Source organism: Arthrobacter sp. Soc17.1.1.1 (genome assembly GCF_036867195.1).
Classification (GTDB): Bacteria; Actinomycetota; Actinomycetes; order Actinomycetales; family Micrococcaceae; genus Arthrobacter_D.
This window is the reverse complement of the sequence record NZ_JBAJII010000001.1, coordinates 1,362,401-1,379,636: the sequence shown is the minus strand read 5'-3', so window position 1 is coordinate 1,379,636 and position 17,236 is coordinate 1,362,401. Positions and strand designations below refer to the sequence as shown.

Below are 17,236 nucleotides of genomic sequence, written 5' to 3'. Positions count from 1 at the left end.
AGAAGCCGCTGAGCAACGGTATGCACACCTGGGTGTATGAATTCACGGCGGGCGTAGACGGACCCTGCCACAGTCACGAGCGGAGATGACGACGTCGTCGCGAGCACGTGCCTGGGTGCTTGGAGTGCCCGCTGGCCTGGGTGGGGTGTTGGGGGTGGTTAAAGGGGTCGAGGCCCCACCGGTGGTGGGGCCTCGTTTCCTGTAATGGTTGTCCGGCGGTGTCCTACTCTCCCACACTCTCTCGGGTGCAGTACCATCGGCGCTGTGGGTCTTAGCTTCCGGGTTCGGAATGGGACCGGGCGTTTCCCCCACGCTATGACCGCCGTAACCCTTGCTACCGGTCCCGGTCCGGGCGCCCCCAGGGGGGTTCGGATCGGGTGGTAAATCTGTGGGGTTACATCGCTCCCGCACGTAACCCTGTGGGGCGTGGTGCCTTGGAGGGGTTTGTGCGGTGTGCTGGATGTCTCCAGTTGTGGATGTATTCAGTTATGAGGTGGTTCCTGTTGTTGGTTGGGAACCGCATAGTGGACGCGTAGCATGTGATCTTCACCCTCCCCGTGTGTCACCGCTGGTGGTGGGTGTGGCGCCGGGTGTCCAGTTGCCTGGGTCCCTGGTGTCACAGCCCGTCCTCCCATCGGTGGGGGTGGGTGTGTGGTGTAAGTTATCGGCTTATTAGTACCGGTCAGCTTCACAGGTCGTTAGTCCCTGCTTCCACGTCCGGCCTATCAACCCAGTGGTCTGGCTGGGGGCCTCTCACACTCGAGGTGTATGGAAATCTCATCTTGAAGCAGGCTTCCCGCTTAGATGCTTTCAGCGGTTATCCCATCCGAACGTAGCTAATCAGCGGTGCACTTGGCAGTACAACTGACACACCAGAGGTTCGTCCGTCCCGGTCCTCTCGTACTAAGGACAGCCCTTCTCAAATTTCCTGCGCGCGCAGCGGATAGGGACCGAACTGTCTCACGACGTTCTAAACCCAGCTCGCGTACCGCTTTAATGGGCGAACAGCCCAACCCTTGGGACCTACTCCAGCCCCAGGATGCGACGAGCCGACATCGAGGTGCCAAACCATGCCGTCGATATGGACTCTTGGGCAAGATCAGCCTGTTATCCCCGAGGTACCTTTTATCCGTTGAGCGACGGCCATTCCACAATGTGCCGCCGGATCACTAGTCCCGACTTTCGTCCCTGCTTGAGATGTCTCTCTCACAGTCAAGCTCCCTTGTGCACTTACACTCGCCACCTGATTGCCAACCAGGCTGAGGGAACCTTTGGGCGCCTCCGTTACTTTTTAGGAGGCAACCGCCCCAGTTAAACTACCCATCAGGCACTGTCCCTGACCCGGATTACGGGCCGAAGTTAGATATCCAGAGTGACCAGAGTGGTATTTCAACGATGACTCCACGTGAACTGGCGTCCACGCTTCACAGTCTCCCACCTATCCTACACAAGCCACACCGAACACCAATACCAAACTATAGTGAAGGTCTCGGGGTCTTTCCGTCCTGCTGCGCGTAACGAGCATCTTTACTCGTACTGCAATTTCGCCGAGTTTATGGTTGAGACAGCGGGGAAGTCGTTACTCCATTCGTGCAGGTCGGAACTTACCCGACAAGGAATTTCGCTACCTTAGGATGGTTATAGTTACCACCGCCGTTTACTGGGGCTTAAATTCCCAGCTTCGTCCCACGCAAGCGTGAAACTAACCGGTCCTCTTAACCTTCCAGCACCGGGCAGGAGTCAGTCCGTATACATCGTCTTGCGACTTCGCACGGACCTGTGTTTTTAGTAAACAGTCGCTTCCCCCTGGTCTCTGCGGCCCCGATCCGCTCCGGCGAGCTAGTCGCCTTCACAGTTGGGGCCCCCCTTCTCCCGAAGTTACGGGGGCATTTTGCCGAGTTCCTTAACCATAATTCTCTCGATCGCCTTAGTATTCTCTACCTGATCACCTGTGTCGGTTTGGGGTACGGGCGGCTAGAACCTCGCGCCGATGCTTTTCTCGGCAGCATAGGATCACCGAATCCCCCCTTGACGGGGGTCCCATCAGATCTCAAGCACGGTATCTAAACCAGAACCACGGATTTGCCTATGGTTCGCCCTACATCCTTAGACCGGGACTACCATCGCCCGGCTCGGCTACCTTCCTGCGTCACACCTGTTAATACGCTTACCTCCCGAGATCAGGTCCCGCGATCCACAAAAAACCACGTCACCACAAGGGTGGGCGGTCATGCTTCTGGCGGTTAGTATCCCTCGATCAGTATTGGCGGTTCTTCGCCGGTACGGGAATATCAACCCGTTGTCCATCGACTACGCCTGTCGGCCTCGCCTTAGGTCCCGACTTACCCAGGGCAGATTAGCTTGACCCTGGAACCCTTGATCATTCGGCGGACGGGTTTCTCACCCGTCTTTCGCTACTCATGCCTGCATTCTCACTCGTGTAGGCTCCACCGCTGGTTTACACCGCGACTTCACCGCCCACACGACGCTCCCCTACCCATCCACATCCTTGAACCAGGAGAACAAGTCTCCGGCTTGGGATCTATGTGAATGCCACAACTTCGGCGGTGTACTTGAGCCCCGCTACATTGTCGGCGCGGAATCACTTGACCAGTGAGCTATTACGCACTCTTTCAAGGGTGGCTGCTTCTAAGCCAACCTCCTGGTTGTCTGGGCAACTCCACATCCTTTCCCACTTAGCACACGCTTAGGGGCCTTAGTTGGTGGTCTGGGCTGTTTCCCTCTCGACTATGAAGCTTATCCCCCACAGTCTCACTGCTGCGCTCTCACTTACCGGCATTCGGAGTTTGGCTGACGTCAGTAACCTTGTAGGGCCCATTAGCCATCCAGTAGCTCTACCTCCGATAAGAAACACGCAACGCTGCACCTAAATGCATTTCGGGGAGAACCAGCTATCACGAAGTTTGATTGGCCTTTCACCCCTACCCACAGCTCATCCCCTCCATTTTCAACTGAAGTGGGTTCGGTCCTCCACGACGTCTTACCGTCGCTTCAACCTGGCCATGGGTAGATCACTTCGCTTCGGGTCTAGATCACGCCACTTACTCGCCCTATTCAGACTCGCTTTCGCTACGGCTTCCCCACACGGGTTAACCTCGCGACGTAACACTAACTCGCAGGCTCATTCTTCAAAAGGCACGCCGTCACAGAAACAAGTCTGCTCCGACGGTTTGTAGGCACACGGTTTCAGGTACTGTTTCACTCCCCTCCCGGGGTACTTTTCACCTTTCCCTCACGGTACTGGTCCGCTATCGGTCATCAGGGAGTATTTAGGCTTACCAGGTGGTCCTGGCAGATTCGCACGGGATTTCTCGGGCCCCGTGCTACTTGGGATCCTCTCCAAACGGCGTCACGCATTACGGTTACGGGACTTACACCCTCTCCGGCCGGGCTTTCAAACCCGTTCACCTATACGCACGCACTCATTTCACCAGTCCGGCAGAACTGGAACGGAAAGTCCCACAACCCCAGTGATGCAACGCCCGCCGGCTATCACACACCACTGGTTTAGCCTGTTCCGCGTTCGCTCGCCACTACTAACGGAATCACTATTGTTTTCTCTTCCTGTGGGTACTGAGATGTTTCACTTCCCCACGTTCCCTCCACGTACCCTATGTGTTCAGATACGGGTCACCCGGTCACTCGCGCGCCGGGCGGGGTTTCCCCATTCGGACATCCTGGGATCAAAGTTCGGTTATCAACTCCCCCAGGCTTATCGCAGATTCCCACGTCCTTCTTCGGCTCCTGATGCCAAGGCATCCACCGTGTGCCCTTAAAAACTTGACCACTAAGATCAAAAACATATCGAGAAAACCAGGCACCGGACATACGTCCGAAACCAGATTATTCATAGAAATTGCTTCTTTTTAAGATGCTCGCGTCCACTATGCAGTTCTCAACCAACAACCCCGTCACACCCCCACCCACCCCCACTCACGGGACACGGACAGAGCATGCGCGGGAAACCAGAAACAACCAAACCCCCCCAACCAACGATCACCGAACCCCCGGACACCGGATCCCACCAGGACACCCGCACCAGCCGCGCACCCCACCCCGCAAAGGACAGACCACACAGACACCACGAACACCCAGCACAACCCGCACCGGACAGAGACGACAACCACGATCGAAAGGGCCCTGTTATCTCAGGACCCAACAGTGTGCCAAACGATACCCGCCACCAGAAACATCAACCCGCCCATTCCAACCCCGCACCCCACACCGCACACCCCACCACCTCCCACACAGGAAGACAGACAGGACACACGACACAGGCCACCAGGCGTACTCGAGCCGGCCAACACCAGCGACGACACCTATTCATTGATATTCCACCCATGAGCACCCATCGCGGAACAAACGCCCGCGCTATGGGCTGACTCCTGCGAACCCCACCCCCACCACAGTGGACGAGGACGAAAGATTCGAGGCGCTCCTTAGAAAGGAGGTGATCCAGCCGCACCTTCCGGTACGGCTACCTTGTTACGACTTAGTCCCAATCGCCGGTCCCACCTTCGACGGCTCCCTCCCACAAGGGGTTAGGCCACCGGCTTCGGGTGTTACCAACTTTCGTGACTTGACGGGCGGTGTGTACAAGGCCCGGGAACGTATTCACCGCAGCGTTGCTGATCTGCGATTACTAGCGACTCCAACTTCATGAGGTCGAGTTGCAGACCTCAATCCGAACTGAGACCGGCTTTTTGGGATTAGCTCCACCTCACAGTATCGCAACCCTTTGTACCGGCCATTGTAGCATGCGTGAAGCCCAAGACATAAGGGGCATGATGATTTGACGTCGTCCCCACCTTCCTCCGAGTTGACCCCGGCAGTCTCCCATGAGTCCCCGGCATAACCCGCTGGCAACATGGAACGAGGGTTGCGCTCGTTGCGGGACTTAACCCAACATCTCACGACACGAGCTGACGACAACCATGCACCACCTGTAAACCGGCCACAAGTGGCTGACACATCTCTGCATCATTCCGGTTCATGTCAAGCCTTGGTAAGGTTCTTCGCGTTGCATCGAATTAATCCGCATGCTCCGCCGCTTGTGCGGGCCCCCGTCAATTCCTTTGAGTTTTAGCCTTGCGGCCGTACTCCCCAGGCGGGGCACTTAATGCGTTAGCTACGGCGCGGAAAACGTGGAATGTCCCCCACACCTAGTGCCCAACGTTTACGGCATGGACTACCAGGGTATCTAATCCTGTTCGCTCCCCATGCTTTCGCTCCTCAGCGTCAGTTACAGCCCAGAGACCTGCCTTCGCCATCGGTGTTCCTCCTGATATCTGCGCATTTCACCGCTACACCAGGAATTCCAGTCTCCCCTACTGCACTCTAGTCTGCCCGTACCCACCGCAGATCCGGGGTTAAGCCCCGGACTTTCACGGCAGACGCGACAAACCGCCTACGAGCTCTTTACGCCCAATAATTCCGGATAACGCTTGCGCCCTACGTATTACCGCGGCTGCTGGCACGTAGTTAGCCGGCGCTTCTTCTGCAGGTACCGTCACCAACCCAAAAGATCAGCTTCTTCCCTACTGAAAGAGGTTTACAACCCGAAGGCCTTCATCCCTCACGCGGCGTCGCTGCATCAGGCTTGCGCCCATTGTGCAATATTCCCCACTGCTGCCTCCCGTAGGAGTCTGGGCCGTGTCTCAGTCCCAGTGTGGCCGGTCACCCTCTCAGGCCGGCTACCCGTCGTCGCCTTGGTAGGCCATTACCCCACCAACAAGCTGATAGGCCGCGAGTCCATCCAAAACCACAAAAGCTTTCCACCAACACCACATGCGTGGGAAGGTCGTATCCAGTATTAGACCCGGTTTCCCAGGCTTATCCCAGAGTCAAGGGCAGGTTACTCACGTGTTACTCACCCGTTCGCCACTAATCCACCAGCAAGCTGGCTTCATCGTTCGACTTGCATGTGTTAAGCACGCCGCCAGCGTTCATCCTGAGCCAGGATCAAACTCTCCGTAAATGATTCACAGACACAACACCGAACCCCGGGAAAACGGGGAACCATGCTGCACAAAATTCGAAACCAGCCAAAAAAACCAGCCACCACACGGGGTGCGGCAACCAGCAAATTCAACCAATCAAAAAACAATCGGTATCAACAAACTTGGCACACTATTGAGTTCTCAAACAACAGGAGCTACCGGCACCAAACACAACCAAACCGTCATGTCCTCGCTCCGAAGCAACTTCACAAGCTTACCCCCACCGAACCGATCCCGCAAATCCGTCCCGAACCGCTCCTCCGCCCCGAAAGACGAACCACGACCCACCAACAGACCCACACAACCGACAACAAACCAGAAGCCCATCCCAACGACATGCACCGCACACGCTGAAACAACTTCAACTCTGCAAGGGGGTTTGCCGCCCTCACCGGGGCAACTCCATAACTATACGAGACCCCCCACCCCAACACCAAATCCACCCACACCCGCACCCCACAGGGTCGTGGGACGCGAAGGGCCGGCACCCTCCGGAGGAGGATGCCGGCCCCGAGGGACGACCTGTCAGCCGACGTCGACCATGGCCAGATTGCGCTTGCCCCTGCGGACGAGCAGGTACCGGCCGTGGAGGAGATCCGCGCTGTCCATGGTGTGGTCCGCATCGGCGATCTTCGCGTTGTTCACGTACGCACCGCCTTCGGCCACCGTCCGTCGTGCGGCCGAGTTGCTCGCCGAGAGACCGGAGGCGACCAGCAGGTCGATGATCCCCAGGGCCTCCTTCGTGACGACGACGGATTTTAGTTCCGCGGTCGCGGCCTCGAGGGTGGGGAGGTCCAGTGCCGTGAGGTCCCCCTGTCCGAAGAGCGCGGCCGATGCGGCGATGACCTTCTCGGTCGCGTCGACGCCGTGCACCAGGGAGGTGACGTCGTAGGCCAGCGCGCGCTGCGCCGCCCGCTCGTGCGGCCGCTCAGCCGTCGCCCGCTCCAGCTCCTCGATCTCGGCGCGGGTGCGGAAGGTGAAGATCCGCAGCCGTTCGGCCACGTCGGCGTCAGAGGTGTTGAGCCAGAACTGGAACATCGCGTACGGGCTGGTCATCGCGGCATCGAGCCAGATGGCGTTGCCCTCGCTCTTGCCGAACTTCGTGCCGTCCGAGTTCGTGATCAGCGGCGTGCCGATGGCGTGGACGCTCGTACCCTCCACCTTGCGCACCAGGTCCGTGCCACTGGTGAGATTGCCCCACTGGTCGGAGCCGCCGGTCTGCAGCACGCAGCCGTAGTCGCGGAACAGCTGGAGGAAGTCCATGCCCTGCAGGATCTGGTAGCTGAACTCGGTGTAGCTGATGCCCTCGTCGGAGTTCAGCCGCTTGGCGACGGTCTCCTTCTTGATCATCGTGCCCACGCGGAAGTACTTGCCGACGTCGCGCAGGAAGTCGATGACGCTCATCGGCCCGGTCCAGTCGAGGTTGTTGACCATCCGCGCGGCGTTCCCGCCCTCGAAGTCGAGGAACCTCTGCACCTGCCCCTGGAGGGAGCCGACCCACTCGGCGACGGTCTCCTTGGTGTTCATGGTGCGCTCGGCCGTGGGCCGGGGATCACCGACGAGACCGGTGGACCCGCCGACCAGGCCCAGGGGCCGGTGACCGGCCAGCTGCAGCCGGCGCATCGTGAGGAGCTGGACGAGGTTGCCCAGGTGCAGGCTCGGGGCCGTCGGGTCGAAGCCGCAGTAGAACGTGATCGGCGCACCGGCCAGCAGTTCCCTCAGCTCGGCCTCGTCGGTGGACACATAGACCAGGCCCCGCCACACGAGCTCGTCGTACACGCCGTCGAAGGACGGATCGTTGCGCTGGCTGTCGAGGCCACTGACCGGGGTTTCTGTTCGCTGGGACACCCCTCCAAATTATCAGCCGGCGATACCGGCAGGAATCCGACCGCTCGAGATGACGCGGAGCCGCTGCGTGGGGCGGGTCATGGCGACGTAGAGATCGCCCACCCGGGCCGTCGCCGAGTCGAGCATCTCCTGCGGTTCGAGGATGACGACGCCGTCGAACTCCAGGCCCTTCGACTCGCGGGGTCCGATGACCACGATGTCCTGGCCCGGCCCGCCGGCTCCCGTCCCCACGCGGCTGCCGTAGACCGGGTGCAGGGCGGAGCGGACATCGTGCACCAGGTGTTCGGGAGCGATGACGGCGAGCAGCCCGCCGTCGATCGCGGCCAGCTCCTCCGGCATCGCCTCCACGAGGGCGGGCAGGAGATCCGGGACGGTGTCGAGGACGGGCGGGAAGCGACCTTCACGGACCGCCTTCGGGGCGGAGACGACCAGGCCGGCGGCATTGGCCATCCGGACCGCGGCCTCCGCGATCTGCGAGGGGGTGCGGTAGTTGACCGTCAGCTCCTCCAGCTGCCAGCGCTCCCCCACGAACGGCTCGAGCGCCTGCTGCCAGGACCTGGACCCTGCCGCCGAGCTCGTCTGGGCGATGTCGCCGACGATCGTGAACGACTTCAGCGGGCACCGACGCATCAGGAGGCGCCACTGCATGGGCGAGAGCTCCTGCGCCTCGTCCACCACGATGTGTCCGTAGGCCCAGGTGCGGTCGCCGGAGGCTCGTTCCGCCGCGGACAGGCGGGTGGCGGTCACGGCGTTGTGCTGCGCGAGATCCTCCGCCGTGAGCACGCCGTCCACGCCGGCGTCCTCGAGCGAGGCGTTGACGTTCTCGAGGGCGCGTTCGGCGTTGGCGAGGTCGCGCTTCTGCTCCTGCTCCCGGGCCGAGGTGTCCCGTCCGGCCGAGGCGTCCAGTTCTCCCAGGAGCTCCGCGGCCTCGTCGAGGAGGGGGACATCCGCCTCGGTCCAGGGGGCGTCGGCCGGCCGCGTCAGGGCGGCCACCTCGGCGTCCGTGAAGGAGGGGGCCGCCGCACGGAGCAGCCCGGGGCGGGCGAACAGCTCGGAGACGAGCTTCTGCGGGGTGAGCGGCATCCAGGCGAGGTTGAGCGCGATCCTCACGTCGCGCGAGCTGCGGACGTCCTCGGCGAGATAGGAGCGGTCGGCATTGTTCCCGCCGCCCGACGACTCCTCGAGCTTGTCCAGCAGCTGCTCGGTGAGCTCGCGGAGGAGGATCTTGACGAACGTGACGCGCGCTTCGTTGTGCGGCTTGCCGGTCGCCCGCGCACGGTCGCGCGCTCGGGCCACCTGCCGGGGGGTGAGCGTGAGCATGGTCCCCTCGACGTTGAGCCGCTTGTTCTCCGCCGGCACACGCTCCCGGTTGGCGACGGCGGCCCGGAGGACCTCGGCCATCTGCAGGCGGCCCTTGATGGCCGCTACCTCGTCGCTCACCTCCTGGACCGTCGTCACGCCCGGCATCAGGGTGCCGATACCGGCCATGACCACGCCGGTCTCACCGAGGGACGGCAGCACGCGTTCGATGTACTTCATGAAGGCGTCCGTCGGTCCGACGAGGAGGACGCCGGCCGACTTCAGCCGGTCGCGGTGGGTGTAGAGGAGGTAGGCGGCGCGGTGGAGGGCCACGGCCGTCTTGCCGGTCCCCGGGCCGCCCTGCACCACGGTGACCCCGGGGAGCGGTGCCCGGATGATGCGGTCCTGCTCGGCCTGGATGGTACCGACGATGTCGGACATCTGTCCGGTGCGGCGCGAGTTCAGCGCCGCGAGCAGTGCGCCCTCGCCCTGCAGGGAGGCGTCGTCGCCGAGGAGGTCCGCGTCGAGGACGTCGTCCTCGATGGCGACGACGTCGCGCCGCGACAGGATGAGATGGCGCCGGCGCCGGACGCCCATGCGCTCGAAGGCGGTGGCCTGGTAGAAGGTGCCCGCCTCGGGTGCGCGCCAGTCCACCATGAGCTGCCGGAGGTCGTCGTCCGAGAGGCCGATGCGCCCGATGTACCGTTCCTCGCCGCTGTCGAGGTCCAGGCGGCCGAACACGAGGCGGTCGTCGACGGCGTTCAGCTGGGCGAGGCGGTCCTCGTACATCGTGGCGAAGGCGTCCCGCTCCGACCGGTTCTGGTGGGAGCCCGCCGCCTGCGTGCGCCGGACCTCGGCGAGCTGCTCGACCTTCTCCGCGCGGAGTTCGTCGAGGCGGCGATACAGCCCGTCGACGTAGCGGCGCTCATGGTCCAGCTCGGCCCTGGCATGGGGCGTCTCGTGCATCGGACACTACCTTCCTTCAAAGACGGACCGTCAAGTCTAGCGCGTCGCTACACGGTCTTCAGCGCGTGGACGGTGCGGCCTGCCAGGGTGTCCCGGCCGCCCAGCCCGCCCAGTTCGAGGACCACTCCGCAGCCGACGACGGCGGCTCCGGCCCTTTCGAGCAACGCACAGGCGGCGACGAGCGTTCCACCCGTGGCCAGGACGTCGTCGAGCACCAGGACGCGCGCCCCGGCGGGGAGGTCGGACTGGTGGATCTCGAGCGTCGCCTGCCCGTATTCGAGGTCGTAGGACTCGCTGTACACGGCGCGGGGCAGCTTGCCCGCCTTGCGGACGGTGACGACGCCGGTACCGGTCGCGTAGGCGACGGCGGCGGCGAGGAGGAAGCCGCGGGCCTCCACGCCGGCGACCGCGTCGAACGTCCCGGCGAACGGTGCGGAGACGGCGTCGACGACGGTCCGGAAGGCCTCGGCATCCGAGAAGACGGGGGTGAGGTCGCGGAACATGATGCCCGGCGACGGGAAGTCGGGGACGACGGCGCACAGGCGGTCGATCGCGCCCGCCGCATCCGCTGCGGGTCCGGCTGGTCCTGCTGTGGTCCCCGGGGTGCTGCCGGCGTCCGCTCCGCTGATTGTCACGGATCAACACTACGTGCTGCGGGGGGCTTGCCGGGACGGTAGCGCGAGACGGTCGGGTCCCCGGGCAACCAGAAACGCCACGGATACTCCCCGGTCCCGCCGACACCGCTCACCCCGACGCGGGGGCCACGGCCGACGTCCGAGGGAGGTGACTCCGGCAGGACGAGCCGGAAGGGGTGCGCGAGGACGTCGGCGCCGTCGGACCGGCGATCTAGGCCCAGCGCCTGCGCGAGCCGGGCCGGGCCGCGCGCGAGGTCGAGGTCCGTGGCGGGCCGCGAGCGCCGCTCGCGGGCGAGGTCCCTGCCCTCGGTGATCTCCCCCGCGCGGAGCAGCAGGCCCGTGGCCCACCCCTCGGTGCCGCACACGACGTTCGCGCAGTAGTGCATGCCGTAGGTGAAGTAGACGTAGAGGTGGCCGGCCGGGCCGAACATGGTGGCGTTCCGTGCCGTCTTCCCCCGGAACGCGTGCGAGCCCGGGTCGTCGGGGCCGAGGTAGGCCTCCACCTCGGTGACGCGGACGGTCACCGGGCCGTCGTCGTCCGTGTGGGTCAGGTGTGCGCCGAGAAGCCAGGGGGCGACGTCGAGGGCGCTGCCGCCCAGCCTCGCACGTACGTCTGCCGCCCCGCTCTGTTCCACCCGTCGACCGTAGCAAGCCCGGGAGGGACGTTCCCGCCGTCGTGTCCGAAACCCGCTAGTAGGCGCTGCCGGCGGGTGGAAGGATGACGGCATGGACTTCTGGCAGCAGTACCGGGCGATCGACGCCCGCGACGTGCGCTTCGACGGACAGTTCGTCACCGCCGTCTCGAGCACCGGCATCTATTGCCGCCCCTCGTGTCCGGCGCGCACGCCGAAGCCCTCCAACGTCACCTTCTACCGCACGTCCGCCGCCGCGCACGAGGCCGGCTACCGCGCCTGCAAGCGGTGCCTGCCGGAGGCGGTGCCCGGCGACCCGGAGTGGAATCTCCGCAGCGACGCCGCCGCCCGCGCCATGAGGCTCATCGCCGACGGCGAGGTGGACAGGTCGGGCGTCGCGGGCCTCGCAGCGCGGCTCGGGTACTCGGCGCGCCACCTCAACCGCATCCTGAAGGACGAGCTCGGAGCGGGCGCGCTGGCCCTCGCCCGCGCGCACCGCGCACAGACCGCGAGGACGCTGCTGACCGCCTCGACGCTGCGCTTCTCCGACGTGGCGTTCGCGGCCGGCTTCGGGAGCATCCGCCAGTTCAACGACACCGTCCAGCAGGTCTTCGACCTCACACCGGGACAGCTGAGGGACGCGTCGCGGCAGCCGCAGGACGCCCCCGCACGGGATGCCGCGCCCGGCGGCCCCGTGCGCCTCCTTCTGTTCCTGCCTACGCGGCTGCCGTACGACAACGGGATCTTCCGGTTCCTCGCCGCGCGCGCCGTGGCCGGTGTCGAACAGGCGACCGATGCGGGGTACGAGAGGCTGCTGCGCCTGCCCGCCGGCCCCGCCTGGTTCAGAGCGGACCCCGCGGTGGCGCGCGGCACCGGGCAGGCCGCACTACCGGTGACGGTCTCGGTGGCCGGACTGGGTGACCTGCCGGCGCTGCTGAGCCGGATCCGGCGGCTCTTCGACCTCGACGCCGACCCCGTGGCCATCGATGCCGCCCTCGCCCGGAGCGCCGTCTTCGGTCGCCTCGCAGCCGACACCCCCGGTCTCCGTCTTCCCGGTGCGGTGGACCCCCACGAGATCCTCGTCCGGGCGATCGTCGGCCGTCAGGCGGCCGCATCGGCCACGTCGGCCACGGCAGCCCTCGGCCGCCTCGCCCGGATCGGCCCTTCCGTCGACGTCCCCGGCACCGGCCTGTCGAGGATGTTCCCGTCCGCCCAGGAGCTCGCGGACGCGCCCGGACCGCTGCTGCGCGGGCCGCTCCGCCGAAACGACGTCCTGCGGACGGCGGCGCGCCTCCTGGTGTCGGGCGCGCTCGAGGTGGGCGTGGGAGCGCGACCGGAGACGCTGCGCGCCGACCTGCTGCAGCTGCCCGGAGTGGATCCATGGACTGCGGACTACGTCACCATGCGCGTCCTCGGCCATCCCGACACGCACCTGCCGACCGACGCCGCCGTGCACGCGGGCTGGCGTCTCGTGGCCCGGGGAGCCGTCGGGCCCGACGCCCTGCCGGCTCCCGCACCGGCTCCCGCACCGTCGCCCGCTCCGTCTCTCGATGACGCGATGGCAACGGTGCGCCCCTGGCGCTCGTACGCGACCCTCCACCTCTGGCGCGCCGCCCTGCGGAGCGCCGGCAGGAGCGCCGGCAGGACCGGCGGAGAACCGCCCGATGTCGTCGCCTGACCCTGCCCCGCCTATCCTGTGACCACCGAAGGGATCCCCACCATGACCGCCATCCTCACTCCCCCGACCGCGCTGCGCGGCACCACCACCACGACCGTCGGTACGCCCGACGGCCCCTTCACCGTGATCGAGGCGGAGGGCACGGTGCTCGCCTCCGGGTGGACGGAGCTCGCCTCCGAGCTGACGGGGCAGATCCACCCGAGCATCCGGGCGGCGGCCTTCGATCCTGCCGCTTCCTCGGTCCGTCCGATCCTCGACGCCGTCTCCCGCTACTACGACGGCGACTTCGACGCGATCGGGACGGTGCGGGTGCGCCAGGCCTCGGGACCGTTCCGGGTGCATGCCTGGGAGGTGCTCCGCGCCGTCCGACCGGGGGCGCCGGTCACCTACCTCCAGTACGCCGAGCGTGCCGGCAACCCCGCCGCCGTCCGGGCCGCCGCGGCCGCCTGCGCCCGGAACGCCGCAGCGCTCTTCGTCCCGTGCCACAGGATCATCCGCACGGACGGGACGCTCGGCGGGTTCCGGTGGGGGCTGCCGGTGAAGCAGCGCCTGCTCGACCGCGAGGCCGGGCGCGCTCCCCTGGTCTGATCGCTCAGGCGTGCGCCACGAGGCGCTGGCGGGCTGCCATGTCGCGGTAGAGCTCGCTGCTCCCGAGGAGCTCCTCGTGCGTGCCGACGGCCTCCACGCGCCCCTGGTCGAGCACGACGATCTGGTCGAAGTCCGCGATGGTCGACAGTCGGTGGGCCACCACGACGACCGTCCGGTTCCGCGAGGCCTCCCCCAGCGTCCGCTGGAGGAGCTGCTCGGTGCGGGAGTCGACGGCGGACGTCGGCTCGTCCATCAGCAGGACGGGCCGGTCCGCGAGGATCACCCGCGCCCAGGCCAGGCGCTGCCGCTGTCCACCGGACAGGCGGATGCCGTCCTCCCCCAGGTTGAGGTCGAGGCCGTCGTCCGACCGCTCCCCGAGCTCGTCGAGGCCCACGGCGGCGAGGACGCGCCGGAGCTGGTCGTCGCTCGCCTGCGGAGCGGCCAGCCGCAGGTTGTCCGCGAGCGTCCCGCTGAGCACGGGGGCCTCCTGTTCCACGAGGCCGATGCGGGAGCGGAGCTCGGACCGCGGGATCCGGGACAGATCGGTGCCGTCGACGATGATCCTGCCGTCCGTCGGCTCGTAGAACCGTTCGAGGAGTGCGAGCACGGTGGACTTGCCGGCGCCCGACGGCCCGACCAGTGCCGTCCTGCTGCCCGCGGGGACGGAGAAGCTGACACCGTCGAGGACGAGGGGTTCGCCCTCGAAGGGGTCCAGTTCCTCCAGCGGATCGGGCGACACGGGTCCCTGCCGGCCGTCCCGCCCTGCCGCCTGACCCGCCGCCTGACCCGCCGCCTGACCTGCCGCCTGACCCGCGGCTCCCCCTGCTGCGGCCGTTCCGCCGGTGGACGCGTCCGTCGCGGTGTAGCGGAAGCTGACATCGCGGAGCTCGATCGTGCCCCTCGCGCTCGCCGCGGCAGCCGGTGCGCGCGGCGGGGGCTGGGGCGCCGGGACCGCCCCGGCAGGCACGGCGGGCCCCGCCGGGAGCGGCTGCTCCTCGTCCGTCCGCTCGGGCTCGAGCCGCGCGATCTCCTGGATGCGGTCCAGCGCGGCCAGCCCGGACTGGATCTGCACGAAGGCGCTCATGGCGGAGCCGATGGGCATCACGAGCAGGAACAGGTAGAGGATGAACGCGATGAGGTCGCCGAGCAGCAGCTCCCCCGCAGCGACGCGGATACCGCCGACGGCGAGCACCACGATGAAGGCACCCTGGATGCAGATCGACATGATGGGCTGGACCGCCGCCTGGAGCCGGGCCATCGCGATACCCGCCCGGTAGGCCATCGTGGCCTCGACGTCGATCACGGCGGCCTCGCGCTCCTCGGCCACGGAGGCCTTGATGGTGCGGATCCCCGAGAGGCCCCGCTCGACGGCCGCGGTCATGGACCCGACGGCGTCCTGCACGTCCCGGCTGCGCTTGCGGATGAGCCGGCCCAGGAACAGCACGCCTCCCGCGCCGAGGAGGACGGCGGCCAGGGTGATGCCGAACAGCAGCGGATCGATGAGCACCATCAGGACGACGGCGGCGAAGAACATCAGCACCGAGGACACGATCTCGAACAGCCCCGAGGTGATGACGCTGCGCATCAGTGTGGTGTCGGACCCGACGCGCGACATGAGGTCGCCGACCCTGCGCCGGTCGAACTCGCGGATCGGCAGGGCCAGCAGCCGGCCGACCAGGGACCGGCGGACCCCGAGGACCACCGATTCCGCGGTCCGCTGCAGGAGGTAGGACTGGGCGGCACCGAACACCGCGCCGCCGAGGGTGATGGCCACGAGCAGCCAGATGAACATCGTGGCGGCACGGCCGGCAGAGACGGCGTTGACGAGTTGCTGGACCATGAGGGGCTGGGCGATCGCGAGGCCGGTCGAGATCAGGGAGACGGCGGCGACCACCACGAGCACGCGGACGTGCCCCCGCAGGTAGGGGAAGAACTCGCGGAGCGTCGCGCGCTGGTCGGTGGGCTGCATGGACTCACACTGCGCCGGGGGCGGGGGCGTGTCAAAGGACTTTCGCGGCCGGCGTAGCGGGGCATCGGGACCACCCGGACGCCCGGGGCGGCGTGGCTCCGGGCGGGAGCCACGCCGCTCGGGTCACGGACCCGCGTACCCCGTGACGTCGTCGAGCTCTCCGCGCAGCACGGCGAGCTGGCGCCGCACGGCGGCGGGGGCCGTGCCGCCCTGCGCGTCGCGGCTGGCCAGGGAACCCTCGACCGTCAGGACCTCGCGGACGGCAGGCGTGAGGTGCGCGGAGATTCCCGCGAACTCCTCGTCCGTCAGGTCCCACAGCTCGACGCCGCGCTGCTCGGCGACCCGCACGGCGGCTCCCGAGAGCTCGTGCGCCTCGCGGAACGGGACGCCCTGCCGGACGAGCCACTCGGCGATGTCCGTGGCCAGGGCGAATCCCTGGGGGGCGAGCGCCGTCATGCGCCCGGTGTTGAAGACGAGCGTCGCGATCATGCCGGACACCGCCGGCAGGAGGACCTCCAGTGTGTCGACGGCGTCGAACACGGGCTCCTTGTCCTCCTGCAGGTCGCGGTTGTACGCAAGGGGCAAGCCCTTGAGCGTCGCGAGCAGTCCGGTCAGGTCCCCGATCAGCCGGCCCGCCTTGCCGCGCGCGAGCTCTGCGACGTCGGGGTTCTTCTTCTGCGGCATGATCGACGAGCCCGTGGAGTAGGCGTCGTCGAGCGTGACGAAGGAGAACTCCTTCGTGGCCCAGAGGATGATCTCCTCGCTCACGCGGGAGAGGTCGACGCCGATCATGGCCGTCACCCACGCGAACTCCGCGTACACGTCCCGCGCGGCGGTGCCGTCGATGGAGTTGTGCGTGGCGGAGAAGAAGCCGAGGTCGGCGGCGACGGCCTCGGGGTCGAGGCCCAGCGACGACCCGGCCAGGGCGCCGGAGCCGTAGGGCGAGACGCCGGCGCGCCGGTCCCAGTCCTGCAGGCGCTGCACGTCGCGCAGCAGCGCCCACGCGTGGGCCAGGAGGTGGTGGCTCAGCAGCACGGGCTGGGCGTGCTGCAGGTGCGTGCGGCCGGGCATCGCCACCTCGAGGTGCGCCTCCGCCTGGTCGACGAGCGCGCCGATGGTCGCGAGGACGCCGCCGGCGATGATGCGGGCGTGGTCTCGCAGGTACATGCGTCCCAGCGTCGCCACCTGGTCGTTGCGCGACCGGCCGGCGCGCAGCTTGCCGCCGAGGGCCGGGCCAGCGCGCTCGATCAGGCCGCGCTCGAGCGAGCCGTGCACGTCCTCGTCGGTCTCGGCCGGCAGGTAGGCGCCGGACCGCACGTCGGTGTCCAGCCGGTCGAGGGCGTCGATCATGCCGGCGAGTTCGGCGTCGTCGAGCAGGCCCGCCCGGTGGAGCACGCGCGCGTGGGCACGGGATCCCTCGATGTCGTACGTTGCGAGCCGCCAGTCGAAGTGCGTCGACTTGCTCAGGGCGGCGAGGGCGTCCGCGGGGCCGCCGGCGAACCGCCCGCCCCACAGCGACCCCTCGTTGGTCCCCGGGCGCACCCCGACCTCGCTTCGCTCGGCCGGGGACCCCTGCGCTCGTGGGCCCACCGGGCGCACCC

At 66.5% G+C, this 17,236-nt stretch carries 8 protein-coding genes and 3 rRNA genes; 2 read left to right on the top strand and 9 right to left on the bottom strand.

What is annotated here, in order from left to right; all coding sequences use genetic code 11:
• Window positions 1-210: 210 nt before the first annotated feature.
• The 7 genes from rrf to V6S67_RS06220 all read right to left on the bottom strand — a co-directional run bounded on the left by rrf (window position 211) and on the right by V6S67_RS06220 (window position 11,403).
• Window positions 211-327 (bottom strand): 5S ribosomal RNA (gene rrf / locus V6S67_RS06250).
• A 324-nt stretch (window positions 328-651) separates the two neighbouring features.
• A 23S ribosomal RNA gene (locus V6S67_RS06245) occupies window positions 652-3,807 on the bottom strand.
• Window positions 3,808-4,464: 657 nt separating this feature from the next.
• Window positions 4,465-5,998: ribosomal RNA gene (locus tag V6S67_RS06240) — 16S ribosomal RNA — on the bottom strand.
• Together the 16S, 23S and 5S rRNA genes form the textbook arrangement of a ribosomal RNA operon.
• 547 nt (window positions 5,999-6,545) lie before the next feature.
• Window positions 6,546-7,868: a tyrosine--tRNA ligase gene (gene tyrS / locus V6S67_RS06235; RefSeq protein ID WP_334209416.1), complete on the bottom strand. Its 1,323-nt coding sequence runs from the start codon at window positions 7,866-7,868 to the stop codon at window positions 6,546-6,548.
• A gap of 12 nt (window positions 7,869-7,880) precedes the next feature.
• Complete coding sequence (locus V6S67_RS06230; protein WP_334209415.1) at window positions 7,881-10,133, bottom strand: HelD family protein; 2,253 nt, start codon at window positions 10,131-10,133, stop codon at window positions 7,881-7,883.
• 47 nt (window positions 10,134-10,180) lie between these two features.
• A complete protein-coding gene (locus tag V6S67_RS06225) occupies window positions 10,181-10,684 on the bottom strand; it encodes an adenine phosphoribosyltransferase (protein WP_334211544.1) in 504 nt (167 codons plus the stop codon).
• Between the two features lie 80 nt (window positions 10,685-10,764).
• On the bottom strand, window positions 10,765-11,403 hold the full coding sequence (locus tag V6S67_RS06220) for a DNA-3-methyladenine glycosylase (protein ID WP_334209414.1): 639 nt from the start codon (window positions 11,401-11,403) through the stop codon (window positions 10,765-10,767).
• A gap of 91 nt (window positions 11,404-11,494) precedes the next feature.
• On the opposite strand from V6S67_RS06220, the gene V6S67_RS06215 reads away from it, so the two are divergent.
• Together V6S67_RS06215 and V6S67_RS06210 are read left to right on the top strand one after the other, a co-directional pair.
• The gene (locus V6S67_RS06215) at window positions 11,495-13,078 is read left to right on the top strand and encodes a DNA-3-methyladenine glycosylase 2 family protein (RefSeq protein WP_334209413.1); all 1,584 of its coding nucleotides are present in this window, start codon (window positions 11,495-11,497) and stop codon (window positions 13,076-13,078) included.
• A gap of 42 nt (window positions 13,079-13,120) precedes the next feature.
• Window positions 13,121-13,666, top strand: a complete 546-nt coding sequence (locus V6S67_RS06210) for a methylated-DNA--[protein]-cysteine S-methyltransferase (protein ID WP_334209412.1) — start codon at window positions 13,121-13,123, stop codon at window positions 13,664-13,666.
• 4 nt (window positions 13,667-13,670) lie between these two features.
• On the opposite strand, the gene V6S67_RS06205 is transcribed toward V6S67_RS06210, so the two are convergent.
• Window positions 13,671-15,635 carry an ABC transporter ATP-binding protein gene (locus tag V6S67_RS06205; RefSeq protein ID WP_334209411.1) on the bottom strand — a complete coding sequence of 655 codons (1,965 nt, stop codon included), beginning with the start codon at window positions 15,633-15,635 and terminating at the stop codon, window positions 13,671-13,673.
• Window positions 15,636-15,758: 123 nt separating this feature from the next.
• On the bottom strand, window positions 15,759-17,177 hold the full coding sequence (gene argH, locus V6S67_RS06200; RefSeq protein ID WP_334209410.1) for an argininosuccinate lyase: 1,419 nt from the start codon (window positions 17,175-17,177) through the stop codon (window positions 15,759-15,761).
• Window positions 17,178-17,236 lie beyond the last annotated feature (59 nt).